Here is a 26,033-nt window from a genome sequence, read left to right as displayed (position 1 = left end):
TTTATATGAAGCGGTGTGATAATAGATGGCCAAAGGGGCGCATCTCAAGAAGTTATTTCAAAGTGTTAAAGATGGAAATATGGACACATTTAAGCAAATCGCAGAAGCAATTATTGAAGATGAAAAGATTAAAAGTCATGCGCAATTGGCTGGGGAATTACAAAAAATATTAGATTCGCCTGGTTTTGAAGCAAAACCATTAAAACAAACAACAGTTAATCACTTTCATTTATTGCCTAAGGATAAAGATTCTAATAATTTGTTGCTTGAAATGAATCAATCTCAGACAAACTTTGATAATCTCGTTCTTAACGATTCAATTCTCCAATCACTCTATGAGTTAGTAAAAGAGTTTGAAGAAAGTGATGTCCTGTCGGCCTATGGTTTATCGAGTAAAAACAAATTTCTATTTTGTGGCCCCCCTGGATGTGGTAAAACGGTGACTGCAAAAGCTATCTCAGGTGAATTGAATATACCAATTTTATATACTAGATTCGATAGTGTGATTTCTTCGTATCTTGGAGAAACAGCCAGTAATCTAAGAAAAATCTTTGACTTTGCATCAAGTGGTAATTGGATTTTATTTTTTGATGAATTTGATGCTATTGCCAAAAAACGTGATTCAATAGATGAACATGGTGAGTTAAAGAGAGTAGTAAATACCTTTTTACAGTTGCTAGATAGTTTTCAAGGAGACAGTATAATAATAGCTGCTACTAATCACCAATCGTTATTAGACCCAGCCATATGGAGACGTTTTGATGATGTATTGTTGTTTCCTTTGCCTAATGAGTCTCAAATTAAGGATTTGTTAAATCGGAATTTAAATCGTTATCCGCATGCAAGAATAGATACTGATCAACTTTCAAAGATGTTAATTGGTTTTTCGCATGCTGATATTGAACGTATCTGTGTCACCTCTATAAAGAAGGCAATTATTATGCGATATAATCAATTATCAGAATCACTTATATTAGAGGAGATTGAAAAATACAAAAGTAGGTATGAAATATACAACGCATTAATGTAAAGAGATGCGGAATTTTTCCGCATCTCCTTTCATTTTAAACACGTGTTCTTGTTTGTGAACGTTGTCTGTTTTGAATTCTTGTTTGTATTGAATTATAAATATTAACTTCTTGATTGCTGTGTTCTATAGATACAACAACTGCAAAAGGTTGAAACCCCTCCTCCTGGAGCCATTTCTTTGTACACTTTACTACCAAATAATAAGTGTCTCCATAAACACGTTGTGCCTTTGCATTATTAATTAGCTTATGTGTACTTTTCAAAAGTGTGCCCCTAGCAGTAGAAGCTATGGCAGGATCCATCTTACATTTACATCCCTTTTTGTCCTCGGGTAGAGTGCTTTTTTCAAATTCATCATCGTCAGGCTTACAGGTGTATTTTGTAACATCATCTAAATCAAGTCCACGATATAAGCCAAATGACATTTTAACCCCCATATAGTCTATTCTTGAATCCCTACATGGAGGATTATATGCTAAAGAAATATTTATTTTACAAGCACCTTTAGAAGAATATACTTCATCTGGAATGGGTATCTCGAAGATATTTATCTTTCCGATCCCTATGTCACCTTCATGATACATAGTTACAAGGTTATCGTATGATCGAGTTAAATATTTTTCTCTAATATCCCCATATCCATTTATACGCTGCTGAAGTTCTTTGATTTGTGCAGGTTTTGAACTAGAGTATTTTTGTTCAATATATTCATTGCTTAAAGTAGAACAATCAGATGAATTGATGAGTAAGGCTCGTAAGAGATTTCCTTTTGCAGTGGGGATTTCTTTTTTTATCTTCCCTAAAAGATGGCTAATATAAGGAGCAGCAAAACTAGTTCCATGACGTACTTCAAACCAGGAACCATTGTTAAAGAGACTGGAAGATAACACTCCAAGAGATGAATCTTGAGAGTTAATCTTCTTAGTCAACGTATTAAAAACATAGGTACCACCATTAGCTGTAGACTCGGGTTTTATCGATTTATTGTATCCGTGGCCTGTTCTTGAAAATGGGGAGATTATTCCCTTTTCGCCTACGGGAATCGTCCGTAAACCGTTTCCACCAACATTATGAATTTTTGAACCTATAGTAAGTGAGCTTACTGATATACCAGGGGGAATTATTGCTGCATCTTGATCATTCAATAAATAATCAACATAATTGTTCATCACAGTGGCACCATCATTGATAGGATAATAGTTGCCGCTAGATACAACTGTAGCTATATTAAATTTATAGTTTAAATAATCTAAAGAAAAACTCCATGCATCCATCTTACTATTTTGTTGATAGGGAAAACGATCATCTCCTAATGATAAATTGAATATCTTACAATTAAATTCGTCAGATGCAAAGTACTCTATAGCTTCTTGAACTACTGAAACAAGTATTTTTTCATCTGGGAATTTATTGTGTTGGTCAGTTACTCTTCCATTTAATAAGCGTATCTCTGGCTCAAGAGGTTTAGAGGAATTTAATGCTTCGTATACATCTCCGTAAAGAACAATTCCTGCTACCATGGTGCCGTGACCATTCTCATCGAATGGTGTTGTAATTCCACCAAATGCTTCAGACTCGTACACCGTGTCTTGTAGTAGCGGATGAGTAGGTAGTATTCCACTATCGATAACAGCAACAAAAGGAGTATCTAGGCCAGGTTTTTTAATCTTCGGAATTGTTGCAATATCAATATTTTGAAATTTTCCCTGTTCATAAATGGATTGTTGGGGTAAGTCGGCATAATATACGTTTTTATGCTCCAATAATGTTCTAATTAGCGCGCCTTTAATTGAAATTTTAATAAGCATCAAGCAGGACATAATAACATCATCAATTACCCGAGATTCTAAGGATTTCAAATAATCCTTAAAAGAAATCATTTTCTGATGAAGGGATTTTATGTCATCGGAATCCGCATATAATTGGACATCTAGTGTGTATTCTGCCATATTGTCAACTACCATAGCCTTTAACAATGGTCCTGTTTTTTCTTCTGGAGTTTGAAAAACAAATTCCTCAAGGTTAGCAAATTCAGAATAATTCATAACTCTTTTGGTTGCTAGTTTCTCAGCTATAAAATCGGATAAGTGAGAGTTGAAAACTATAGGATTTTCAACTTGTACAATAGCTTCTTTTTTATTTGGTTCAGCAAGGAGGATAAGACCTATTTTACTGTAGTTAACTGGCTTGTCGTTATCTTTAATTACTCTGAAAATGAAGTCTTCACCAAACTTCTTTGTTTTATTATATTCGTTTTGTTGCTGACTAAAATTAGTTCTTAATTTAGCACCATGTAATTTTGGAATAATAATACGGTCAGGGCGTTTATCTTGTCGGCCTTGACTGTTAAAGTCAATATTTTCTTTAACTAAACTAAGATGATTATGATTATTCACAGGGATCACTCTCATTTACCATTATTTTTTATATATACAAAATACGACAATTGGTTACAAAGTCCTTCAGAACATACGTTTCAATGTACTGGTAGTACTATCTATTTTGTGACTGTTGCAAGTTTTAATGATGTATAAGGTAAATGGCGTCGGAAAGTGTAACATTCATATCGTGATCAATTGCTGGTTGCAAAGATATCTGAAGAACTTTTATATGTATTAGCTGACAAAATGTTTTGACAGTCAATTCATGGTATGGGAATATTGGTATATCTAATTCCAGTAAATCGTTACTTTTGTCGGCCGAGCTTCGCATTAGTATTCAGGGTGAAAATCCACCATCTTGAGCTGTAGGCAATCAGAGTGGTACATAATTTTCGTAATATGAAAATGAGCAGTGGATAGCATAGTTGGAAGGAAAGACCTTTCGTATATCTGGACTTGATATTGACTGGGAAACTATCAAACTCAATGCTGAACAGGACTATGGGGGAAGAGTATGAATAAAGTTGAAAAAAAACTCGAAATACCAATCAACAATTCCGTACTAGATGAGTATCTAAAAAATGAGTTTCAGAAGAAAAAGCAATTAGAGGTTATTCATGAATATATTGATGACTTTGATGTTTACAAATTTAGCTTTGTAGACAGGATTAAAGAAGCTGAAGCTCGGATTAATGTTGATGTCTATATTTTAAGCAATGGTAGCATGAAACAGTTGCATAAAATGATTATTTATTCTCATGATGAAATGATAAATTCGTACGATCTAGATCATTACTTTTTAAGCGAATTGTATTATCCTATTACAATCAACGATTATGGTGATAAAAAAGCTAAATATACAGTGAGACTGTACTATTCAATCATCCATGATATAGGTTTTAAAGGTGAGTATGTAATAACATGGGGAGGAAAAGTCAAATTTAAGCCTTTGTTTAATGAAAAACAAAAAAATACAATAGCTGAGAGAATAATATGCATTGATGTTGAGGTAGAGGCTAGCTCACTCAGTCAAGCCCGTTCAAAAGCATACAATATTGCCAGAGATTTCACATCCTTTTTATCCGTATTAATTGATACAGGTTTTTATGTGTTTGATTCTAAATTTGCTCATTACACACGAAAAAGCAATAATGGTCTAATAGGTGAGTTTCAAAGAGAATCATTTTATGATAGTGAGTTGGATATACGTGTAATGGATAATATGAATGGTCTGAGACATAGGTTAGACTATCAAGCAGTTGAAGTGCCCTCCTATTTTAATGTAGGTTTTGTAGATGATAATTTTAATTTTAATTCAACAATGATTCTCAATAATGATAAAGTAATGAATGAAAATCTAGAAAAAACCTTTTTAAACTATAGAATAACTAATCCTACTATTGATATGCGAGAGTATTATTCTGAAGATATTGATGAAACGGCTTGTTATGGTTTAGCTTTAAAAATTCCGAAGAATATTCGTCAATTTTATAAGTCTTTGGACAGATTAAAAGTTGAGGATATCAATAAATATGAAGCTTTTAAGAATTCATGTAGACTATATAATCTTTCTCATACTGCTGGGGGAAAAGAAGCAACACTTATGATTTCATACATGGTATCCTCAGTAGAAGCATTAACTAAATGTGAAAATGAGAAACTGTCTTTCAGTTCGTTCATGATGAAATATTTAAATGAAGACTATGATAAAAAATTGTGTGACTTCTTATATGGAAATGTAAGGTCAGGGCATTTTCATTCAGGCGAGTTTTTCTTTCAAGAATTTGCTCTTAGTTTAGATGTAACTTTTCAAAATGAATACTTCAATTTAAGAGATAAGTTTGTTAAATCCAGGAACATATTGAGAAAAGCAATAATTAATTGGATAAGAGTTCATGTTCTAAAAACATTAGAATTATGAGTAGCGAGTAGTGGGGACGCGTCCGCTTCATCAACGCTAAAGCCTATTAAACGGCAAACAACAAAACAACTACGCTTTCGCAGCTTAATAACCTGTGTGCGTGCTTCTACCCTGCATCGCCCATGTGACAGGGATAGGGGCTAACAAGTAGTGGGATACGCTGTCTGGTCTCCTCCTGGGGTCAGCAGAAGAAGATAATCAGGCTGACCCGAAGAGGACCCGGTTACGGGGGGCTTCTAGGGTGACATCAAAACTGTAACTACACTCGTAGAAGCTTATGTGCCGTTATCTTCGGACAGGGGTTCGACTCCCCTCTGCTCCATATGGAGTATCAGTAAAGACACCTTAATCAGTGTCTTTTTTCGTTTCCCTTTAAGATTAAGTTCACTTGAAAATTGCTATAATAATAACGAATGTAGCTGATAGCGAAACGTATGTCTTCTGCGGGAAGACCGGACAGGAATATCCTTAATCAACGATATTGAAGTTCATTTCCTGGAGGTGCTGAAGATGAATGAACCGGGTTTGAAAAAGGCGATGGATACTTTGCAGTATTTGAGTCAGGATTCAGAGGCCAGACGGTTGTATGAAGCTAGACAGAAATATCTGCATGATGAAGCGTCGATGCTGGGTAGTGCGGAAATGGCAGGTATAAAGAAGGTGGCTAAGAACATGCTTGACCTGAATCTAGACATATCGATTATTGTAAAGGCCACTGGGTTAACGGAGCAGGAGATCAATGCTTTGAGGAAGTAAAAAATGTGGGAGCATCCAATGTGAGGGTGCTCCCTTTTTTTGTTACTAACGATGCCTTCCTTTATTAGGGGTGACGATTGATTTATTCGGGGGATTGCGGGAATTTCAAAAGTAGAATATTATTACCTTATGATTAATGTATTTGCTTACTAATTAATGTTTATATTAATTTAATTGGAGTGGATGTATTATGTATCCCCATCATCAAGCTGCCATTGATGCCATCACCAACAAGCTTAAAGCCAGACCCGACGTACAAGGGATCATCATCGGGGGTTCCGTAGCGCATGGTTTTGCTGGCGAAACCTCTGATATCGACATTATGATCGTTCTTTCTGAAGAGGATTACAAGAAAGCTTGTTCCATCCATAATCTTGGGTATTTCGAAACGGAATCCTGTTCTTATGAAGGCGGTTACGTGGACGGGAAGGTTGTATCCGCTTCCTACATCAAGCAAGTGGCCGAATCCGGCAGCGATCCTGCTAAGTTCGCATTCCAGGATGCGTTCGTCACCTATTCCAATATTGAGGGGTTGGAACAGTTGGTCCAAGACGCTCCCCGATATCCGGTGGAGAAAAAGGCAGAGAACATGCAGAAGTTCTATGCACAATTCGAAACCTGGAAATGGTATTATTACGAAGGACTGAAACGCAACAATCGTTTATTAATCGACTACTGTTTGACCCACTATGCCTTTTTTGCAGGTAGGCTGATTTTGGTACACAACGAAACGCTGTTCCCTTCTTATAAGTGGTTCTTAAAGGTTCTGGAAGGGGCCCAAAAGAAGCCGGAGAATTTGTTGGCGGACATCCATCGGGTACTGGAAGAACGAACGCCGGAAGCTGTCGAGAATCTGTACGAGAGTATTGTGGAATTTAATAACTGGTATCAGGCAGAGCATCATTGGACGGTTCAGTTCATGATGGATAGCCAGCTGAACTGGATGGACGGACCGGTTCCGGTTCTCGATTTATAAACTGTTCCGCTAACGGAGTAAAGCAGAAGACACCTCGTCAGGTGTCTTTTTTCATTACTGTGGATGTATTAATTTCCTAGTACATAAGAAGCCGTCTCCGTCGGATGGCTAAGAGGAAAATGATGACCATAAGGAACAACGTCAATCTTTCCAAGCTGTACTGGAGTAGAATAGCGCCGATCTTTATCGCCCCAGATAATATGAAGATTAGACCCCGGTACTTTGGTGAAATCCCCCTGATAATTTTTCGACAGGAAACTGTTGAGCTGAAGAGTGGTATTTAGAATTCTAGGCGAAGTAAAGCTGCTGCGTACTTTGGCAATATAATATTTCGGAATGCCCTCTATATTTTCAAACAGACCATTGCCAATTAAATAACGTTCCAATGAACTAGCCGTTGCTAACTTTAATGCCCATTTGTTCAACAATGGAGGAGCATTAAACGATTTGTGATTTTTCTTCGTAACAGGTGGCTGAAGTAAAGTAATAGTATTCTTCGTATCCAAGTACTCTCGCGCTAACGCTTCCAGCAGAATAACCGCTCCGAAGGAATGGCCAATCCAATGTGCGCCCTGAGCAGCTTTTCCTGATAACTCCTTCACTACATTCAAATAGAGATCTATAAGATTCTTCTCATGTTTAAAAGGGGAACGTCCTAAACCTGGAAGATCCGGAATCCATACAGGTTGACCCGTTTGTTCATGAAGCTCTAGACCTAAAGGAAATAAATCCTCCCCATCACTCAACAAGCCGTGGAATAAAATAAATGGCCTACCCTCTCCTTGTATCTGATGAATCACAGTGTTTCCGATTAAGGTTCGTTCAAATACATGATTATGCTGGTTATTTGGGTACATCAAGCGATAATCCAAATCTGCGACTACGGCCGGGAAAACATTCATAACACTCGTCTTATTGAACCACTCTGCTCCCATGACTTTTTTGGGCAGATCATTTGAGAACGTTCGATTTGTAATAAAGTTCAGCCCGTCCGTCGGAATTCGCGTGATTTTACTGAGCCCGCTGTTCATAAGTGCCTTCATGAAGCGAAGCGGCACAGAGATTGTAGGTGCGGCCATATTCATACTTTCTGACATCACACCTAATAACTCAGCTATATCTGGATCATGCTGTTTGTCTGGAACAAGGGTATAGGTTTGAATAGACGATTGCTCCAGCTTAACAACCTGAACCATAAACTTCGCCAGCGCATCGTTTGCAATCAGCGGTAATTTATACCCCTTGCCTCCAGGTATAACTGGCATCAGCCCTCTTCGCATACTCTCCACAAGCAAGCCTAAGCCTGCTACCTGCTCCGTACTCCCTGTTGTACTGCTGCCGACTACAGTTGGCGGATTAATCACAGACAGCGGATAGCCTACTGCGGATGCCTGCTGGCGAATATACAGATCTGCTAAAAATTTGGTTCTTTCATAAGGATTTTTTATTTTCAGATAGTCGTATCCTTCTTTCAACACATCGATCGCAACCTTGCTGTTATGGTCATCAAAGGGGGACATATATCCAACTACATGAATAAATTGCTGCAAACCCTTCAATTGATGGATACGTTTAGCGAATTCACTGATATGCTTGGCACCGTTTAAAAATACAGAGATTGCCTCTTGCGTTGTCGCTTGAATATCCATTTGTCCGCCTGCGTGAATAATAACATCCGTGCTCAGTACCTTCTTCTTATCTTCATCACTTAGACCTAAATCTGGGTTCGTCAAATCACCTTCAATAAAGTGCATAGCTGTCTCGTTGAAAAACCCTTTTTCCTGAAAAACACGTGTTGCTTTACTTTTCGACCTCACTAGAAGAAAAATCATAACCTCCTCTTTAAGAAGCTCCTCCACGAGTTGCCTCCCGATAAAGCCTGTTCCACCTGTTAAAAATATTGTTCTCATATCAACCGCGCTCCTTTTAGTACTTGTTGGTACTAATTTTGTGTAAAAAAAATGCTTCTTATCGAAGCAAGTTGAAAAAGTGGCTGGCTGTTCTCGTGATCACCGTTGCATCCTTCAATGTCTCTGCAAGAAACAGCGCTCCTTCAAGATTCGTTATAAAAAGTGCTGCTACCTCGTCAATATGAATCGTTTCTCTAAACTCGCCTTTTTCTGCTCCTTGTTGTAGTAATAGAGAGATTTTCATTTGTAATCCTGTGAAAAAGAGACCTATTTTTTCCTTGATGTGCGTAGCTTGTGCCGGAGTTTGAATATAAAGTGTAATAAACGGACAGCTCCCCTTATACTCTCTGGACTGAACTCCCTCCGTTAAATGCTTTAAAAACATCTGGACACGATCTTCAACGGATAACTGGTTCTGAGAAAGGATTTGATCCATTGCCCGCTCATACGTTTCAATCCAATAATCAACGACCCCTGCTAACAATTCTTCCTTATCCGCGAAGTGATAATACACATTAGATTTGGACACTTTGCTTACACGTACTAATTCATCCATGCTGGTATAAGCAAATCCCTTTTCTAAAAATAAGGCTGCCGCGACTTCAAGCACACGTTTTTGGTTCATGATTTTTGCCTTTGTCATGAGTAGAACAATACAGTACTAAATGGAGCGTTGCAAGTATTTTTATTTTTGCATAACACCTATTTATCCTCTATAATTGTAGGCTACTATGCACCCAGTCAGGAGGAAATGATGAATTTTATACAAGAGCACCTAGCAGGATATGGAATGAGCGAGCAGATGGTTGTGTATCTCTCGAACATCATTATGGTTTTATGTATTGCTTTACTCTCTATAGTGGCTAATCTTGTTGCCAAAAAAATCGTACTGAAGATCATCATCCATATCATTCATAACAACCGGTATACGTGGGATAATATCTTTTTGGAGAAAAAAGTATTTCACAAGCTGTCGCATCTCGCTCCGGCCTTTATCATTTATTACGCCGCGCCTATTTTTCCGCTGTATCAGTCTTTCATTGTAAAGTTCGCCTTAGCTTATATGATTATTGTAACGATCACGGTGTTTAATGCCCTGCTTGATGCCATCGATGCTATTTATCGTACGTATGAAGTGTCCAAGATGAGGCCGATCAGAGGCTACATTCAGGTTGCGAAGATTATATTGTATATTATTGGTGCGATTGTGGTGATTTCTAACCTCATGGGTCAGAATCCGCTGATTCTGCTTAGTGGACTGGGCGCTTTATCCGCTGTTCTGATGCTAGTGTTCAAAGATTCGATATTGGGCCTCGTGGCAGGTATTCAATTATCTTCTAACGATATGGTTCGTGTAGGCGACTGGATTGAAATGCCTAAATATAATGCCGACGGCAATGTAATTGATATTACGCTGAATACGGTAAAGGTGATGAATTTCGATAAAACCATTACCATGCTTCCGAGCTATGCCCTGATCTCAGACTCTTTTAAAAATTGGCGGGGGATGGAAGCCTCCGGGGGCAGAAGAATTAAACGAAGTGTCTGTATTGATACAAGCAGCATATGTTTTTGTACCAAAGAAATGATTGAGGAGTTCCAAAAGGTTCACTATCTTAGCGATTATGTCCTGACAAGATTAGATGAAATTAACGCCTATAATACGGAACATCATATCAATATGGAGAGCAAAGTGAATGGAAGACAGCTAACGAATATCGGGGTATTCCGGGAATATGTCCAAGAATATCTGCGCAATCATCCCAAAATTCATAAGGATATGACGCTCATTGTCAGGCAGTTAGCACCAGGAGACAGCGGACTGCCTTTAGAAATTTATGCGTTCAGCAATGAGACCACCTGGGGTGTGTATGAGTCCGTCCAGTCGGATATCTTTGATCACATTTTTGCGATTATCCCTCTGTTTGGACTTCGCGTTTTCCAGAACCCGACGGGCCAGGATATTGTTAATTTAAAAGAAAGTAGGGAATATTCGGCGGGATATTGAGGTGTGATTATATGGAATCAAAAAAGGCCCTTTGGGGTCTTTTTTTATGTGAAATTATATTGATTGCAGTTGTTTATATGGTGTTACCTATACTCATAATATTAATAATGGCATAGTCTTGGATGAACTTATCATAAATAGTTAGCGATAATCATAAATTAATAATTAGTGATATTGATAAATCACAAAGTTAGCGTTAGAATGGGGGAATAAAGGAGATGAATCTTATGAGTAAAGCTCTTTTCGATCTTACCCAGCAACAAATCAATATAGGCTATAAAGAACAGAATGAAGGGATTCTTGAAAAGGAGACTGAATTTCTCTTCAATATGATTTATAAAACGTTCTTGGTTGCTTTTTCAGATAAGGTTGCTGCGATTAAAATGGATATGCAGACTTTGAGTCTAACGCCCAGCTATCTCTTTTCTGAAGAACATAAAGGCAATTTAATTAAATGGCTTAGTCGCTTTTCGAAAATGGAATTACCCTCATCTGATTTGAATTTTGGGAAACTCAAAATAGATTTTGAACATTGGTATATGCAGCTAGGCGGAGAAAAGATTGAATTTGTTTTTGTAGAACACTATCTTATGACACCATCTGAAGCAGCTGCTGCTTTAAATATTTCTACGGTCACTTTGCAAAAATATATTAAACAAGGACTAGACTGTGTTGATACGGAAAAGCATCGTAAAATCCCAAAGTATGCCATAGAGCTTCTTAAAGATCCCATATATGGTATACGTATGCAGATCCTAGCGCAGGAAAAGAAAAAGGGTAAGCAGTCAAAAGAGGAGCGAGCTAAGGAAATTGCTCTAGAACTGATGGATCTTCAACTAAAATTTAAAGGTAAAACGTTTAAGGAGGCATTTGCAGACTACAATGGTGATGAAATGGATGATCCAACGGATTACCATCGGTGGTTAGACCTCGAAGAGGAATTAGCTGAAATTATGAAGCTCAGCGGAGGTGCAAATGACGCAAAGTAAGATTGAGCAATTAGCTCTCAAAAAACTCTTACCCGCGAATCTTTTTAGTATTACAGCTCAATTCGGTCATTTGCTTGAGACTTATCCTAATGTTCCAGGGAATTCAGGTATCTATGGTAATTACACGAGAAATACAAATAAGTTAGATGTGCTTTTTCCTTTAAAAGAACATCCTGTACACGGCATTACTGGTTTACATGCGCTAGAATCATACGACGATGCTGGTTATGTCCGAAGATACACTTATAGCTGGAAAATTATCATTCCAAAGATGGGCGTCAGTCTGCATCATATATCAGCTTGGGGGAATGATCCTCATGATTCACCAGATACGCCTGAAGAGTTCAAGGTGATAACCGAACCTCATCACCATCATCACATTCCTGGTAATCGAAGGCACAGAAAAGAGAATTGGGATGTGCATACTCTGGAAGAAGCGTTTAATTTTGTAGAGCCTTATATAATTAATGGTACCGAATATAAAGGCGATAATTAGAGAGACTGCTCTAAGTGAGGATGAAATCCGTACTATAAAGTTGTTATAGTATACCTTGAAAGCCCTAGAGAGGAGTGCTCCAGTGCCGAAACTAAGAAAAACAACACTCAAAAAGCATCTGAACCAATTTACGAAGGAAGAGCTTGTTGAAGAAATTATGAATCATTGAGAAGCAATTTGGCGACAGAGGAGAGGTTCTGCGCTATCCCGTTATTAAGAAGGCGATTAAGGACTTCAGTAAGGTATCCGCCAACAAGGAGCAGATTGCTGAAATTATGGTGTTCACGGTGGAGTGCGGGGTGGACTTCACCCGGGCTTACGGAGACATCGATGAGCGGTTCTATCTGACGGTATCCAGTATTTATAGACAAGCATTGGAATACATTGTGAAGAATGATTTGGAGGAAAGATTCGTCGACCGTAGCAGAAGGTTGGCGGAACGTAGTCAGGGCATTGGCTGGGGCATTGGAGATGCCATGGTCGAATTCTATTATGACTATTTAGGGCACATGGAGGAAGAAGAAGAGACAGAGGATTAGACTGTGCGAGCTAGGGCGGAGGCCCTGCATTGTTTTCCAATATAAAGAATGAAGAAGCCTCCCTGTAGTGTATAATAAAGCAAATTAAAGCCCCTGTCCCTGGATCGGAACGGACAGAAGCTGAGGAGGAATCGTTGTGGCCAGCATCAGACAGAGAATTGTTCCGCATCTATGGTATGACAAGGAGGCGGCAGAAGCCGCCCGCTTTTACGCTACTGTGTTTCCGGAGTCCAAGGTTACGAGTGTGAACACGATTCATGATACGCCCTCCGGCGATGCGGGTCAGGTCTCTTTTGAGGTCTGGGGGCAGCCGTTCATGGCGATCAGCGGAGGTCCTTATTTCAAGCTGAATCCGGCCGTCTCCTTCTTTGTTAATTTCGATCCCTCCCGCGACCGGGATGCAGCAGAGAGATTAGATGAGGTGTGGGATAAGTTATCGGAAGGCGGCACCGCCTTGATGCCGCTTGGCAAGTATCCGTTCAGTGAGCGGTACGGCTGGATTCAGGACAAGTATGGGGTGTCCTGGCAGCTGATTTTAACGAATCCGGCAGGGGAGGAGCGGCCTGCGATTATTCCTTCCTTGTTGTTCGTGGGGGATCAATGCGGGAAGGCGGAGGAGGCGATGTCCTTCTATCTGTCGGTATTTAAGGACTCGCGCCAAGGGCTTCTTACCCGCTACCCGGCAGGCTCTGCGCCCGATCAGGAAGGAACGATTATGTTCGCAGACTTCATGCTGGAGAATCTGTGGTTCACGGTCATGGACAGTGCGCATAATCATCAGTTCAGCTTCAATGAAGCGGTCTCCTTCATGGTATCCTGCGATTCTCAGGAAGAGATTGACTACTACTGGGACAAGCTGTCTGCAGTTCCTGAAGCCGAGCAATGCGGCTGGCTGAAGGATGCCTTCGGTATCTCCTGGCAGATTATTCCTGCGGAGATGAATGAGATGATGAAGAAGGGCACGCCGGAGCAGCTGGCGCGTGTGACGAAGGCTTTTCTGCAGATGAAGAAGTTCGAGCTTACGGAGCTGCGTAAGGCCTATAAGGGAGAATAAGAGCGGCAACCTGCTGGAATACCAACACAAGCGATAAGGACCTAATCCTTATCGCTTCTTTGCGCGCAAATATAAGAATGTATAGGTTTCACTTGCCTCACACCTTCCCCCCGCCATCCCCCGCCCGGTACTTCTTGCGGTACTGGGCCGGGGTCATGCCGTACACCTTTTTGAAGCTGGAATAGAAGGTGTTCAGGGACGAGAAGCCGAAATGCTGCACGATGGGCTCGATCGGCGAGTCGGAGGCAATGAGCTCCTGGCAGATGAACGTCAGCCGCTTCTCGGATATTTTGTCGGTGATGGACTGGGTGGTCTCTGCTTTGTACAGACTGCGGAAATAATTGACCGACAAGCCCAGGTGATCGGCCAGCATGGTGGCCGACAGATTCGGGTCGGTGAGATGACTCTCGATGAACTGGTCCACCTGTCCGATCAGGGCGATATTCTTGGATTGGCTGCGGGCGGCCGCAATGTCTTCGAGTGTTCGGGTAATCAAGGCCTCCATCCACGGCATGACGTTATCCATTGTTTCCTGCCGAATGATCTGTTTCTCAATGGACGTCAGTCCCCACGAGCTGGGCAGCGGCTGGGAGGAATGCTCCTGGATGAGCCGGCGGATGTCCATGAACAAGGTAATCAGAGACATTTTACATTCAAAATAAGGCAGTTCCCGCAGCTTCACAACCGCTGAGCGTAAGACCTCCAGAATGACGGCGGCGTCCCCCTTGAGTATGGCCTGGGCGATCTGCCGCTCCTGGCTCACAGGCAAATGATATAATTCCCCGGGTGCAGCGGGCAGCCATTCCTTCACAATGAGCGACCGGTGTCCGAACCGGAATCGCTCCTGCGTCAGATCATACGTCTCCAGATACACCTCATGCATGTCGGTTAAGCCAGGCAACGTCCGGCCCCAGGCAATGGTAGTTCCTACGGACAAATACTGCTGAATTAACTGCCCTGCCACTTGCAGCTCCTTCGCGAATTCCTCTGACAAGGGAGCCGATAAGACTACAGCCACGTGGTCGTCTCCCATATCTACGGTCTGCAGCTTGTGCCTGGACGATTGCAGCGACTCCTGAATGATATTGGACATAGCGAACCGGAGCAGGCGCCGGTCCTTCTCCGGGTACACTCCCGAGAATTCCGCGAAGTGGTCGATCCGGAAGATGGCTACGGACAACTCATCGCTTGGCAGATCAATCCCCCATTCTACGAATTGAGCGCGGATCTCCGTTGCCGAATGGTACGTCTCCCCGAGGAAATCCCTTAAGAACCGCTCTCTGCCCAGAAATTTATTATGCCGCCATTGCTCGGTAAGCTCGTGAATCTGATTATGCTGCGAGGTAAAAACGCTCGATAAGTATTCGAGTTCATTGGCGTTCGCCTCAAGGCCGGGCTTCTCCGCCTGATGCTGCCGCATGACCCGGCTGATCAGCTCCTGAATGGGCGAGTACACCCGTTTGGAGATTAGAATAATCACCGCCAGGGAGGCCGCGAACAAGACGAGGAACAGGATCAGACTGGTGTCGCGCAGGACCGTGATTTTATTCAGAATGGCGGACTTCGGGATCATCTCAATGAAGGTCCAATCCTGGATACCCTTAACGGAGGAGTCGGCATAGACCACTAGCTTCTCCCCCTGATCCTGTGGCTGAAATAGCTTCCAGCCGCTGGCTCCCTTCATTCCGTGGCTTCTGAGCTCGGCAATCTGCTGCGGATTCATTGGCGTGCTGCTAAAAATCGTCTCGTCCCGGTCATTCAGCACGGTGATCGACCGGCTCGCGAAGTTTGAATTATTCTGCAGCAGGGTCATCAGGTTTTGAGTATCCACATTCATGACGAATGCGGAGATGGAGCTGCCTTTTTCATAAAATCTGACAATAGTCATCACTTCTTTGGGGGTGTTCCCGGTAAGAGGGAGAGACAAGGTTCGCGGAATGAGCACGCTGTGGTTCGCTGTTTCCGGGTCACGTAAGCGCTTAATAATATCCTGATCGTAAAAAGCGGCGGTATCATTTAACCCAAGTCTGGAGTCAATGACCGTATTCGTATAATCGTTAATGAGGTAGACCGAATCAATGGAGGGGTTGGCGTTCTTAATGTCCGTCAATTGGCTCCATACCTCATAGGTCTCGAAATCGCTGTAATGGTCCGAAAGGGCATACACCTTAAGCGTGCTGTCATTACTGGAGGAGAAGCTGAAATCAAGCGCCCATTCCATCAGCCGTGACGTATTCCGGGCCCCGTTCACGAGGAGGGATTCCGAATGATCGCCGATTTCCTCCAGCAGTGTCTTGGAAGATTGCCCATAGAGCAGTACGAAGGAGATGCCTAAGACCAGAACGTTCGCACTGACAAAGTAAAAAATAAGCTTCATGTAGGTAGGGTGCCGCTTCAGCGAGGCGAAGAACGGTTGTCTGAATTTCATGGCTCTGGAACCTCCGTAATCATAACTGTCCGGCTCATTATAAGTAGATTTATTATAGCACACCGGGTATTTTCGTCTGCCGAATCGTTTGTTTTCGGAAGAGTGTTGTTTTTGGGAAGGCGGTAAATCTGCACTTGCGGGAAGGATTGGCGTTTCTCGGAATTGCTCAGGACGCAAGGACTTGATAAGGTGACGGCATAGATTACGGAACGCTCTTGGGGCGATGACCGGTCTTGAGGAAGGGGGGATGTACAAATGAACTACCCGCTTAACGCAGGTAAACGTTCAAAATGGAGGCATATCACGCAGAATCCTTTTCTGTATGTGATGGCTGTACCGGGGCTGTTGTTTTTCCTCGTGTTCAGTTATTTTCCTATATACGGGATTATGATTGCCTTCAAAGATTATGATTTTGCCAAGGGGATCACGGGGAGTGACTGGGTAGGGTTTAAAAATTTCGATTACTTTTTTACATCAGATGACTTCTGGACAATTCTGCGGAACACACTGCTACTCAACGTGCTGTTTATTGTGTTCACGACAGCGGCGGCCGTTCTGATTGCGCTCATGTTCAATGAGATCCGCAATAAGTATTTCAAACGGATATCGCAATCGCTTATTTTCCTGCCTTATTTCATGTCCTGGATTGTGATCGGGATGATTGTCCAATCCTTATTCGGCGGGGAAGAGCCCATGATTAATGTCTGGCTGCAAAATATCGGCATGGAGCCGGTCAACTGGATGTTTGAGTCAAGTCTCTGGCCTTATATTCTGACGGTGATCCGGGTGTGGCAAGGGGCCGGTTATCTCTCGATTATTTTCCTGGCCGCCATTACGGGCATATCGGAGGATCTATATGAGGCAGCCCGCATCGACGGGGCTTCTAAACTGCAGATTGTGACGCGTATTACGCTGCCGCTGCTGGTTCCGACGATCATGATCATGACGCTGCTGGCCGTGGGCAAAATTTTCAACGGGGACTTTGCGATGATCTATGCCATCATTGGAGACAACTCGATGCTGTATCCGACTACCGACGTCATTGATACCTTTGTCTTCCGCTCCATGCGGCAGCTGCACGATTTTGGCATGTCTTCGGCAGTGGGCCTGTTCCAGTCCATTATGGGTCTGATTTTCGTCATTGCTGCCAACTGGGTAACCCGCAGGGTATCCAAAGAATCTGCTTTATTCTAGGAGAGGTACTATGATACAGAAACATAGCGCAGCGGACCGCACCTTTACGGCATTCGCCCATACGTTCATTTTGCTGTTTACTTTATTTTGTCTGTTCCCTTTTCTGCTGATGATTGCCGGTTCCTTTACGGATGAGGAGGAGCTGATAGCACACGGCTATACCTTATTCCCGCAAAAATTATCGCTGGCCGCTTATAAGGCGGTTTTGCAATCAGATGTTCTTTTCAACGGCTATGGCGTTACCCTGTTCATCACGGTTGTCGGGGCCTTAAGCGCCCTGTGCATTTCCGCCATGCTCGGCTATTCACTGGCGAATAAACGGAATGTTCTGCAAACGCCCTTTCTGTTTTTTTGCTACTTGCCGATGCTCTTCTCGGGAGGGATCATTCCGTTCTATATTGTAGTCAGCCAGTGGCTGCATTTGCAGAATACGATCTGGGTGCTCATACTGACGATGTTATGCCAGCCATTCCTCGTCTTCCTGCTCGTCAGCTTCTTCCGCACCATACCTGAGGAGCTGGAGGAAGCCGCCAGAATCGACGGAGCGAATGAGATGAGAGTGTTCTTCCAGATTATGATTCCGATCTCCAAGCCGATTCTGGCTTCTGTCGGCCTCTTCTATGCGCTGAGCTTCTGGAATGACTGGTTCATGGGACTGATGTTCATCGATAATGAGAAGTTATTCCCGCTGCAATTAATCCTGCGCCGGATGGTCTCCAATATGGAAGCGGCCAGGAACCTGATTCCTTCCGGTGCTGCGATTGCAGTGACCCCACCGACGTACGGGGTGCGGATGGCGACCACGGTTCTGACCATCGGCCCGATTGTGCTGCTGTATCCGATGCTTCAGAAATATTTTGTCAAAGGTCTAACGGTTGGTGCTGTAAAAGGGTAAGCCATTCAGATTGTCCATAGATACAGGAGGGTAACGAGATGAGGTTAAAAAAATGGTTCGGCACGGCAACAACAGCGGTATTGGTGTCGTCACTGGTGCTGGCAGGCTGCGGGGGCAATGCGAAGAATGAAGGCAATACGGCGAATTCTACGAATTCCCCGTCCAGTTCAGAGGGGGCAGCGCCTGCTGCCAAAGAAGTAGTGACGCTGAAGGCTTATTTCCCGGGAGATAAACCTGCGGGGTTCGATGCTGTGCTGCAGGCAGTCAACGACAAGCTGAAAAAGGATAATATCGGAGCCGCGCTGAATATCAACTTCATGCCTTGGACCGACTACGGGAATGCGGTATCCGTGAAGATGTCTGCCGGGGAAGAGTTCGATATGTATCTGGATGCCCCTTGGCTGTCCATGAACCAGATGATCGAGAGTAAATCGTTGACGGAGCTGGATGCGGCAGTGGCTGCACGGCCTGAGCTGAAGGCGTCCATTCCGGAGGAAATGTGGGAGTACAACAAATTCGGCGGCAAAATTATGGGGATTCCGCTCGGCACCACCCAAGGCCAGCTGTATGGCGTACTGATCCGTAAGGATTTACGCGAGAAATACGGGCTTCCCGAGCTGAAGACCCTCGATGATCTGGAGAAATTCCTGTATGCAGTCAAGGAAAATGAGAAAGACATTAAGCCTTTTGTCATTAACGGAATTAAGGCCGATAAGCTGCCATTCATCCTGAGTAACTCCGCGAATCTGGCGCAGGATGAAGTACTGGAGATTGGGGTCAACATGTTCTCGTATTCGATCAAGGATAAGAAGGTCATTGGCCAATGGGAGAGCCCGACAATTGCCGATGCTTATGATCGCGTTACCAAATACTATAAGGATGGAATTATCTCCAAAAATATTGCCCAGGAGCAAAATGCCGAGACGCTGTTCAAGCAAGGTAAATATGCGGCGACCTACTATGCAGCCGATGGGGTCGAAGGGCTGAAATATTCGGAAATGCTGAAGGACGGCAGCGACAAGCTGGAGATTTTCATACCGAACGGGGAGCAGGCTAAGCCTTATACGGCTTATCAGCAATGGAACTTCCTGTGTATCCCGACGACCTCCAAGCATTCCGATGTCACTATGGATGTAGTGAACTGGCTGTCGATTAAGGAGAACCATGATCTGATGGAATACGGCATTCAAGGAAAGGACTGGGAGCCTGTCGGCGATTCGAGCTATAAGGCGCTGTCCGGCTATACCTTCCCTGGTTATGTGCTGACCTGGCGGCCGACGCTGAATCGTACACCTGACACCATGATGCAAGATGACAAGAAGTGGTTCGACTTCTCGACCAAGACGTCCAATTTTACGCTTAGTCCAATCGCAGGCTTCAACTTCAACGCCGAGAAGGTAAAGACGGAATATGCCAAAATCACGCCGCTGCACGATTCGATCTTCTTGCCGCTAAGCCAAGGCCTGATCCCTGCGGCAGAAGGAAAGAAAACGATGGAGGATAAGATGGCAAGTCTCGGCGGGCAAAAAGTAATCGATGAAATCCAGGCCCAGATTGATGCCGTTACTTCCGGGAAATAACCGTACTTCAAACACAGAAAGAGGTCACTCCAATGAAAATAACACGCAGCGCGCACAATCCGCTGATTGAAGCCGTGGATGTTGTCCCCTCCCGTCCAGATTTCCAGGTGCTGGGTGCGTTCAATGCAGGCGTGGCGCAGCTACAGGATAAGACGATCCTCTTGCTGCGCGTTGCTGAAGCGCCAATACCGGACCGGGCGGACGAGGTGCTCGTTCCCCGGTTGAATGAAGCAGGGACGGAGGTACAGGTAGAACGATACGACAAGAACGATCCGGCTTATGATTTCTCCGACTCGCGCTTCGTCGCCAAGGACGGGCAGACGGTGATGCTCACCTCGTTATCCCATCTCCGGGTAGCGCGAAGTCAAGATGGCGTTCATTTCGAGGTTGAGCCGCAGCCGGCCCTGTTCCCGGAGCATCCTTTGGAAGCATGGGGGATTGAAGATCCGCGTGTGACCCAGATTGGGGACACCTATTACATCACTTACAGCGCAGCCTCTGCGCGCGGTGTCGGCGTTGGGCTGGCGGAGACCCGTGACTTTCAGACCTTCACACGGCGGGGGATTATGCTGCCTCCCGAGAATAAGGATGTCATGATTTTCCCCGAGAAAATTGGCGGCAAATACTACGCTCTGCATCGCCCAGTGCCGAAGTCATTCGGCGCGCCCGAGATGTGGATCGCAGAATCGCCCGATCTCGACCACTGGGGGAACCACCGCTTCCTGATGGGACTCGGTGAGCAGGGCTGGGACTCGGCCCGCATGGGCGGCGGGGCAGTTCCGATCCGCACACCGCAGGGCTGGCTGGCGCTGTATCATGGCGCGGACAGCAGCCACCGCTATTGTATGGGGGCGGTGCTGCTGGATCTGGAGGACCCGTCCCGGGTCATTGCGAGATCGCGTGTCCCCGTGCTGGAGCCGGAAGCTTCCTATGAGGTGAACGGATTCTTCGGCAAGGTCGTGTTCTCCTGCGGCGCGCTGCTGCTGGACCAGACGGTCCGTATGTATTACGGCGCGGCGGACGAAGTGATGGCTGTAGCGGACATCCCGCTTCAGGATATATTAGATACTCTTGTGTAAGGGTAGGGAGGCAGTGTGAGCTGCCTTCCTTAATCCCTAGTTTAGAAAGCGCTAACAAATATCTGCTAGATAGACAAAGGAGCGTGTACATGACTGGTAACGTGCAAAGCAGGATCAAGAGATGGATCTGTCTCGTGATGGTTGGTTTGATGATCTCGACCCTCGGGTTCCAATATCCTGTATCGGCGGCGGATAGCTCGTCGCAGGAGCTGGCTGAAATGAAGCTGATGAAGCAGCGGGCGGTGGATTTCTATATCTCCAAAGACATCATCAATGACGGAACCAATGGCCGGGTGGAATGGACTTTTAAATCACAGGCCGGGACCTACTTATCGAGTCAAAAAGCGAATGGAAGCTGGAGCGATGTAGATTATGCCAATACAACCTCCAGCGCCAACGGCAGAGCCTGGTCCCCATACCTGGCGCTGGACCGGATGCAATCGATGGCCCAGGCGTTCGCAGACCCGAAGGGGCCTTACTATCATGATGAAGCCATGTTAGCTGGTATTCAGAAAGCGCTGGATCACTGGTTCACGGTCAAGCCGACCTCCACCAACTGGTGGGAGACCGGCATCGGCAAGCAGCTGCGGCTTAGCAAAATCGCGCTGCTGTGTGAAGGCTATCTGACTGCGGAGCAGGCTGCTAATATTGTCGGCACATTAGACAGCAGTCCGAATACGATCGATGGGGCGAACTCCTCCTGGTACAACCAGAATTATATGATCCGCGGCTTATTGCTTGAGGATGCCCAGAATGTCCGTAGCGCCGTAGAGGCGTTTAACGTGCTCTCGGCTGTGACGGTGACGCTGACGGGAATTCAGTCCGACATGTCCTTTTTCATGCATGGGAAGACGAATTATACCACGGGCTACGGCAGAAGCTTCGCCAGAGATATGTCCTTCTGGGCCTATGTGGTCTCGGGCACAAGCTTCGCCTACAGCCAGGCGGCCATTGACTCTTTGTCCTCCTATGTGCTGGATGGAACCAGATATCTGGTGAGAGGCGATGTTGCCGATCTGGGGATGGGGATGAATGGGCCGGAGTGGCCGGATTATGAGAGCTCTGCGCTGACCTTCTATGAAGATCCGCTGGAGTGGATGCAGGCGGCCAATCCGAAGCGGGCGGATGAGTTCGCTGTCTTCCTCGATAATATCCGGGGTATTGGAACGGTCACGGGCAATGGACTGGACGCGAACAATATGACGCAATGGCAGACCCTGGTCTCCTCTCATATGCGGAAGGATTACGGAATCACGGTCAAGATGTCGTCCAGCACGGTCAAAGGCGGCGAATTTAGAACTATAAACCCAAACGGATACAATCTGCTCTACTGGACTCCGCAAGGCGCTACGGCCATCCAGAGAACCGGAGATGAGTACAGAACCGTGTATCCGCTGATGGATTGGACTCATGTTCCGGGGACTACAGCTCCCAACGTATTCACGAAGGAGAATAATTTCAACAACCCGAAGACATTTGTAGGCGGCGTGACCAACGAGCGTTACGGAGCCACCGCATTTGACTTTAACAAGCTGAGCACCAGCGGGAAAAAGGGCTACTTTTTCTTCGATGATGAAATGGTAGCGCTGGGCGCAGGCATCACTTCAACGAATGCTGCACCGGTCCATACTACGCTGAACCAGAGTCTGGCCATAGGCGATGTGCTCGTAGACGGCAAAGTCGTTACAGACGAAACGTCGCAGGTGAACGGACGCTGGGCCTATAACGATAACACCGGTTATGTGTTCCCGGATAAGACGGATTTCCAGGTGAAGCAGGAGACGAAGACCGGGAAATGGAGCGATGTCGTTTCCGGCAGCTCAACGGAGCCAATCACAAAGCCGGTGTTCTCAATGTGGCTGGATCACGGAGTGAAGCCGGTCAATGCCTCCTACCAATACATCGTATTGCCGGGTAAAACTGCTGCGGAGGTTGGCAGCTATGCGGAAGCAAGCCCGATTAGTATTCTCGCGAATACACCGTCCGTGCAGGCGGTCCGGCACCGTTCCCTTGGTATTGCGGAAATGCTGTTCTATCAGCCGGGTACGGTGACGCTAAGAGAAGGACTGACTGTTACCGTAGATAAACCGTCGATGGTAATTGTCGATGAATCCGCGGACCCTGTCCGCATCTCGGTGGCGAATCCCGAAACGCCGGGAATTACCGTGAACGTAACGCTGAACCGGAACGGGGACCAGACTACGACCACGTACAGACTCGGTAAAGATACGTTCACCGGGCGGAGTACGACGCTGAGCGAGGGAGCTTCTATCGACGATAGAGGGTATGATCTGGCTTACAGTAAAGGCACGGTTGCTTCGTCCAGCGTGGGCAAGCAATTTGCGTCGGGTGCTACGGATCTGTACAGAACCTCCAGTTGGAGTTCGAATGCATCAGACGATGAATGGATTTATGTGGATCTGCAGGATCAATATATGATCAATAAGGTTAGACTGCATTGGGAGAAGGCTTACGGCAAAAGCTATAAAATCCAAGTATCCGATGATGCGGCCACCTGGAAGGACGTTTATGCGACCTCCATGGGGGATGGCGGCATCGATGACATTGCCTTCGGTAAGACCAGCGCAAGGTTCGTCCGGATGCTGGGCGTTCAGCAGGGGACCGGAGATGGTTACTCGCTTGCTGAATTTAACGTGTATGAAGCGGTTGTCCCCAACCTTGCGGAAGGCCAGACTGCGATTGCAAGCTCGTCCAAAGCCGCCGATGTATCAGTGGGGAATGCGGTAGACGGCTCATTGACGACCCGCTGGGGGTCCAACTATGCCGATCCGCAGTGGATTTATGTCGATCTTGGCTCCATTCAGCCGATTGCTAAGGTCATGCTGCACTGGGAAAGTTCGTATGGGAAGGAATACCGGATTGAAGTCTCCGATACAATGGAGGACTGGAAGACGGTATACAGTACGTCCAGTGGGGACGGGGATATCGATGAGATCTCCGTAGGTCAAGTGAATGCCAGATATGTCCGGATGTACGGAACTCAGAGAGCAAGCAAATACGGATATTCGCTCTGGGAATTCAAAGTGTTCGGACCAGAGACTGAAGCCCGCGTTCCCGCCCGGGTTGAGCTTGCGGCAGCGCCATCTTCGGTGGTGCCTGGAGGCAAAGTATCCGTTACGGGGGCCGTCTATGAGGGTGGCAATCTTCCAGTTCCCGGTGTGGAGGTTGAACTTACAGCTGCCGATGGAAGCCTTGAGCCTGCAAAAGTAACTACAGATGTGTACGGCCGGTTCAGTACGGTCTTTACCGCACCGTCCGTTCCCGGAGAGGTATCCATCTCAGCCGTTCTGCCGGCAAGCCCATCCGTGACAGGGGCAATCACCGTGTCTGTAGAAAAAGAGGCTGTGCCTACAACAGCCCGGATTGAACTTGAGGCCTCGCCGTCCTCCGTATCCGCTGGAGGCAAAGTGTCCGTTACGGGAACCGTCTATGACGGTGAAGAGCTTCCGTTAGCGGGCGCTGCGGTCAGTCTCATGGCAGCCTCGGGTAGTTTCGAGCCTGCGCTTGCTGTAACGGATGAGCACGGCCGGTTCAGCACGGTCTATACGGCACCGTCCGCAGCCGGAGATGTGGTCATTACGGCTGTACTGACTGACAATCCTTCCGTGACAAATACGGTAACCGTTTCTGTAAGCAAGGCCATGCCAGTCCCTGTTCTTATTGAACTTCAGACGGCAGCGTCTGCCGTGAATACCGGAGATGATGTATCCATCACGGGGACCGTCTCGGGTAGCAATAATCTTCCAGTCTCCGGCCTGGAGGTCGAACTTAAGGTTTCCTCGGGCAACCTTGAGCCTGCTCATGCCGTAACGGACGCAAACGGCCGGTTCAGCGCGGTCTTTACGGCACCATCCACACCTGGAGAAGTGACGATTACGGCATTCTTGAGCGCTTATCCGTCCATTACGGGAAGAATTAACGTATCGGTCAATGAGCGTTCGGGCGGCGGAAACGGCGGCGATCCCGGAGGCGAAGCGCCAGTGACTCCGTCAGTACCAGTAGTACCGCCGGTTATTGTTGGAACACCGAATAAGCCGGACGAGGGCACACCTGCACCGGCAACTCCGGTGCCCGGTCCATCCCTCACCGATATTGCCGGACATTGGGCCGAAGCTAGTATCCTTGAAGCTGTTAAGCAGGGCATCATTACAGGCTATCCGAACGGCTCGTTCCAGCCGAACCGTAACGTGACCCGTGCTGAATTCACGGTCATGCTGGCGAAGGCGCTGAAGCTTCAGAACATAGAAGCAGCGTTGTCCTTCAAGGACAGTGACCGTATTGGTTCGTGGGCCAAGACAGCCGTTGCGCAGGCAGCAGCCCTGGGAATTATTCAGGGCGATAACAACAGCAACTTCCGCCCGGATGCGCCTATGACCAGAGCGGAAATGGCTGTCATGCTGGCGAGAGCATTGCATCTCGCTCCTGTTGGCCGCTCAGCAGGATTCACGGATGACCGCGACATCCCCGCCTGGGCGGTTGGAGCAGCGGCCGAGATGAAGAAGTTAGGACTGATGCAAGGTAAGGGCAACAACAGCTTCTTCCCGAAGGATGCCGCAACGCGGGCAGAGACGGTTACAGTCCTGCTGCGGATGCTGGAAGCTAAGTAAGTATAGCCAACCTTTCATCGATATACGTTAGAACACAGCAAAGCAGCGATTCTCCTGTTAATAGGGAATCGCTGTTTTGTATTTTTGGGCATGTAAACGGCTATGATCATAAGGAGATCAATGACAACCAGTACACTTATGCTATAATTTAATAAAGTGTTTTTGTGCTT

At 45.6% G+C, this 26,033-nt stretch carries 17 protein-coding genes, 1 other RNA gene and 1 pseudogene; 15 read left to right on the top strand and 4 right to left on the bottom strand.

All coding sequences use genetic code 11. The features are described from left to right. Window positions 1-25: 25 nt before the first annotated feature. On the top strand, window positions 26-1,030 hold the full coding sequence (locus MKY64_RS26460; RefSeq protein ID WP_339252808.1) for an AAA family ATPase: 1,005 nt from the start codon (window positions 26-28) through the stop codon (window positions 1,028-1,030). 34 nt (window positions 1,031-1,064) lie between these two features. On the opposite strand, the gene MKY64_RS26455 is transcribed toward MKY64_RS26460, so the two are convergent. Then, window positions 1,065-3,425 carry a S8 family peptidase gene (locus MKY64_RS26455; RefSeq protein ID WP_339252810.1) on the bottom strand — a complete coding sequence of 787 codons (2,361 nt, stop codon included), beginning with the start codon at window positions 3,423-3,425 and terminating at the stop codon, window positions 1,065-1,067. 499 nt (window positions 3,426-3,924) lie between these two features. Between MKY64_RS26455 and MKY64_RS26450 the strand changes: the two genes are divergently transcribed. The 4 genes and pseudogenes from MKY64_RS26450 to MKY64_RS26435 all read left to right on the top strand — a co-directional run bounded on the left by MKY64_RS26450 (window position 3,925) and on the right by MKY64_RS26435 (window position 7,063). Further along, window positions 3,925-5,331 (top strand): hypothetical protein, encoded by a 1,407-nt coding sequence (locus MKY64_RS26450; protein ID WP_339252812.1) that lies wholly within the window; start codon window positions 3,925-3,927, stop codon window positions 5,329-5,331. Next, window positions 5,308-5,656, top strand: a transfer-messenger RNA (tmRNA) gene (gene ssrA / locus MKY64_RS26445). The genes MKY64_RS26450 and ssrA overlap by 24 nt, the downstream gene beginning before the upstream one ends. 104 nt (window positions 5,657-5,760) lie before the next feature. Continuing rightward, a pseudogene (locus tag MKY64_RS26440) lies at window positions 5,761-6,087 on the top strand (Rpn family recombination-promoting nuclease/putative transposase); the annotation flags it as partial. Between the two features lie 190 nt (window positions 6,088-6,277). Continuing rightward, a complete protein-coding gene (locus MKY64_RS26435; protein WP_340956835.1) occupies window positions 6,278-7,063 on the top strand; it encodes a nucleotidyltransferase domain-containing protein in 786 nt (261 codons plus the stop codon). A 68-nt stretch (window positions 7,064-7,131) separates the two neighbouring features. Here the strand turns inward: MKY64_RS26435 and MKY64_RS26430 are convergent, their stop codons facing one another. Together MKY64_RS26430 and MKY64_RS26425 are read right to left on the bottom strand one after the other, a co-directional pair. Next, a complete protein-coding gene (locus MKY64_RS26430) occupies window positions 7,132-8,973 on the bottom strand; it encodes an alpha/beta fold hydrolase (protein ID WP_340956832.1) in 1,842 nt (613 codons plus the stop codon). Window positions 8,974-9,031: 58 nt separating this feature from the next. Then, window positions 9,032-9,598 (bottom strand): TetR/AcrR family transcriptional regulator, encoded by a 567-nt coding sequence (locus tag MKY64_RS26425; RefSeq protein WP_340956830.1) that lies wholly within the window; start codon window positions 9,596-9,598, stop codon window positions 9,032-9,034. 129 nt (window positions 9,599-9,727) lie between these two features. Here MKY64_RS26425 and MKY64_RS26420 point away from each other — a divergent pair, with 129 nt between their 5' ends. From MKY64_RS26420 to MKY64_RS26400, 5 genes are all read left to right on the top strand, one after another. After that, window positions 9,728-10,981, top strand: a complete 1,254-nt coding sequence (locus MKY64_RS26420; protein ID WP_339315022.1) for a mechanosensitive ion channel family protein — start codon at window positions 9,728-9,730, stop codon at window positions 10,979-10,981. A gap of 227 nt (window positions 10,982-11,208) precedes the next feature. After that, window positions 11,209-11,970: a hypothetical protein gene (locus MKY64_RS26415; RefSeq protein ID WP_076077106.1), complete on the top strand. Its 762-nt coding sequence runs from the start codon at window positions 11,209-11,211 to the stop codon at window positions 11,968-11,970. Then, window positions 11,957-12,466, top strand: coding sequence for a hypothetical protein (locus MKY64_RS26410; RefSeq protein WP_340956827.1), 510 nt, complete (start codon window positions 11,957-11,959; stop codon window positions 12,464-12,466). Before MKY64_RS26415 ends, MKY64_RS26410 begins: the two co-directional genes overlap by 14 nt. A 161-nt stretch (window positions 12,467-12,627) precedes the next feature. Next, window positions 12,628-13,005 carry a DUF6155 family protein gene (locus MKY64_RS26405; protein ID WP_340958174.1) on the top strand — a complete coding sequence of 126 codons (378 nt, stop codon included), beginning with the start codon at window positions 12,628-12,630 and terminating at the stop codon, window positions 13,003-13,005. A gap of 136 nt (window positions 13,006-13,141) precedes the next feature. Next, a complete protein-coding gene (locus MKY64_RS26400) occupies window positions 13,142-14,059 on the top strand; it encodes a VOC family protein (protein WP_340956825.1) in 918 nt (305 codons plus the stop codon). Between the two features lie 97 nt (window positions 14,060-14,156). Here the strand turns inward: MKY64_RS26400 and MKY64_RS26395 are convergent, their stop codons facing one another. Next, window positions 14,157-16,487, bottom strand: coding sequence for a helix-turn-helix domain-containing protein (locus MKY64_RS26395; RefSeq protein WP_340956822.1), 2,331 nt, complete (start codon window positions 16,485-16,487; stop codon window positions 14,157-14,159). Window positions 16,488-16,742: 255 nt separating this feature from the next. Here MKY64_RS26395 and MKY64_RS26390 point away from each other — a divergent pair, with 255 nt between their 5' ends. The 5 genes from MKY64_RS26390 (at window position 16,743) to MKY64_RS26370 (ending at window position 25,863) form a co-directional block, all read left to right on the top strand. Then, window positions 16,743-17,681 carry an ABC transporter permease gene (locus MKY64_RS26390; protein ID WP_036726287.1) on the top strand — a complete coding sequence of 313 codons (939 nt, stop codon included), beginning with the start codon at window positions 16,743-16,745 and terminating at the stop codon, window positions 17,679-17,681. Window positions 17,682-17,691: 10 nt separating this feature from the next. Beyond that, complete coding sequence (locus MKY64_RS26385) at window positions 17,692-18,576, top strand: carbohydrate ABC transporter permease (protein WP_036726289.1); 885 nt, start codon at window positions 17,692-17,694, stop codon at window positions 18,574-18,576. 38 nt (window positions 18,577-18,614) lie between these two features. Beyond that, window positions 18,615-20,156, top strand: a complete 1,542-nt coding sequence (locus tag MKY64_RS26380; protein WP_036726291.1) for a DUF3502 domain-containing protein — start codon at window positions 18,615-18,617, stop codon at window positions 20,154-20,156. A 32-nt stretch (window positions 20,157-20,188) separates the two neighbouring features. Continuing rightward, the gene (locus MKY64_RS26375; RefSeq protein WP_340956818.1) at window positions 20,189-21,235 is read left to right on the top strand and encodes a glycoside hydrolase family 130 protein; all 1,047 of its coding nucleotides are present in this window, start codon (window positions 20,189-20,191) and stop codon (window positions 21,233-21,235) included. An 89-nt stretch (window positions 21,236-21,324) separates the two neighbouring features. Beyond that, window positions 21,325-25,863 carry a polysaccharide lyase family 8 super-sandwich domain-containing protein gene (locus tag MKY64_RS26370; RefSeq protein ID WP_340956817.1) on the top strand — a complete coding sequence of 1,513 codons (4,539 nt, stop codon included), beginning with the start codon at window positions 21,325-21,327 and terminating at the stop codon, window positions 25,861-25,863. Window positions 25,864-26,033 lie beyond the last annotated feature (170 nt).

Origin of the sequence: Paenibacillus sp. FSL R7-0210 (assembly GCF_038009085.1) — a bacterium.
Lineage (GTDB): Bacteria > Bacillota > Bacilli > Paenibacillales > Paenibacillaceae > Paenibacillus_AQ > Paenibacillus_AQ silagei.
The sequence above is the reverse complement of the archived record's forward strand: the minus strand, read 5'-3'. Positions and strand labels throughout refer to the sequence as shown.

Excerpts from the sequence above, each read along its gene's own strand:
- MKY64_RS26420 (WP_339315022.1), top strand. The coding sequence starts at position 9,728 with ATGAATTTTATACAAGAGCACCTAGCAGGATATGGAATGAGCGAGCAG.
- MKY64_RS26395 (WP_340956822.1), bottom strand. The coding sequence starts at position 16,487 with ATGAAATTCAGACAACCGTTCTTCGCCTCGCTGAAGCGGCACCCTACC.
- MKY64_RS26385 (WP_036726289.1), top strand. The coding sequence starts at position 17,692 with ATGATACAGAAACATAGCGCAGCGGACCGCACCTTTACGGCATTCGCC.
- MKY64_RS26375 (WP_340956818.1), top strand. The coding sequence starts at position 20,189 with ATGAAAATAACACGCAGCGCGCACAATCCGCTGATTGAAGCCGTGGAT.
- MKY64_RS26450 (WP_339252812.1), top strand. The coding sequence starts at position 3,925 with ATGAATAAAGTTGAAAAAAAACTCGAAATACCAATCAACAATTCCGTA.
- MKY64_RS26435 (WP_340956835.1), top strand. The coding sequence starts at position 6,278 with ATGTATCCCCATCATCAAGCTGCCATTGATGCCATCACCAACAAGCTT.
- MKY64_RS26425 (WP_340956830.1), bottom strand. The coding sequence starts at position 9,598 with ATGAACCAAAAACGTGTGCTTGAAGTCGCGGCAGCCTTATTTTTAGAA.
- MKY64_RS26410 (WP_340956827.1), top strand. The coding sequence starts at position 11,957 with ATGACGCAAAGTAAGATTGAGCAATTAGCTCTCAAAAAACTCTTACCC.
- MKY64_RS26430 (WP_340956832.1), bottom strand. The coding sequence starts at position 8,973 with ATGAGAACAATATTTTTAACAGGTGGAACAGGCTTTATCGGGAGGCAA.
- MKY64_RS26460 (WP_339252808.1), top strand. The coding sequence starts at position 26 with ATGGCCAAAGGGGCGCATCTCAAGAAGTTATTTCAAAGTGTTAAAGAT.
- MKY64_RS26390 (WP_036726287.1), top strand. The coding sequence starts at position 16,743 with ATGAACTACCCGCTTAACGCAGGTAAACGTTCAAAATGGAGGCATATC.
- MKY64_RS26415 (WP_076077106.1), top strand. The coding sequence starts at position 11,209 with ATGAGTAAAGCTCTTTTCGATCTTACCCAGCAACAAATCAATATAGGC.
- MKY64_RS26380 (WP_036726291.1), top strand. The coding sequence starts at position 18,615 with ATGAGGTTAAAAAAATGGTTCGGCACGGCAACAACAGCGGTATTGGTG.
- MKY64_RS26370 (WP_340956817.1), top strand. The coding sequence starts at position 21,325 with ATGACTGGTAACGTGCAAAGCAGGATCAAGAGATGGATCTGTCTCGTG.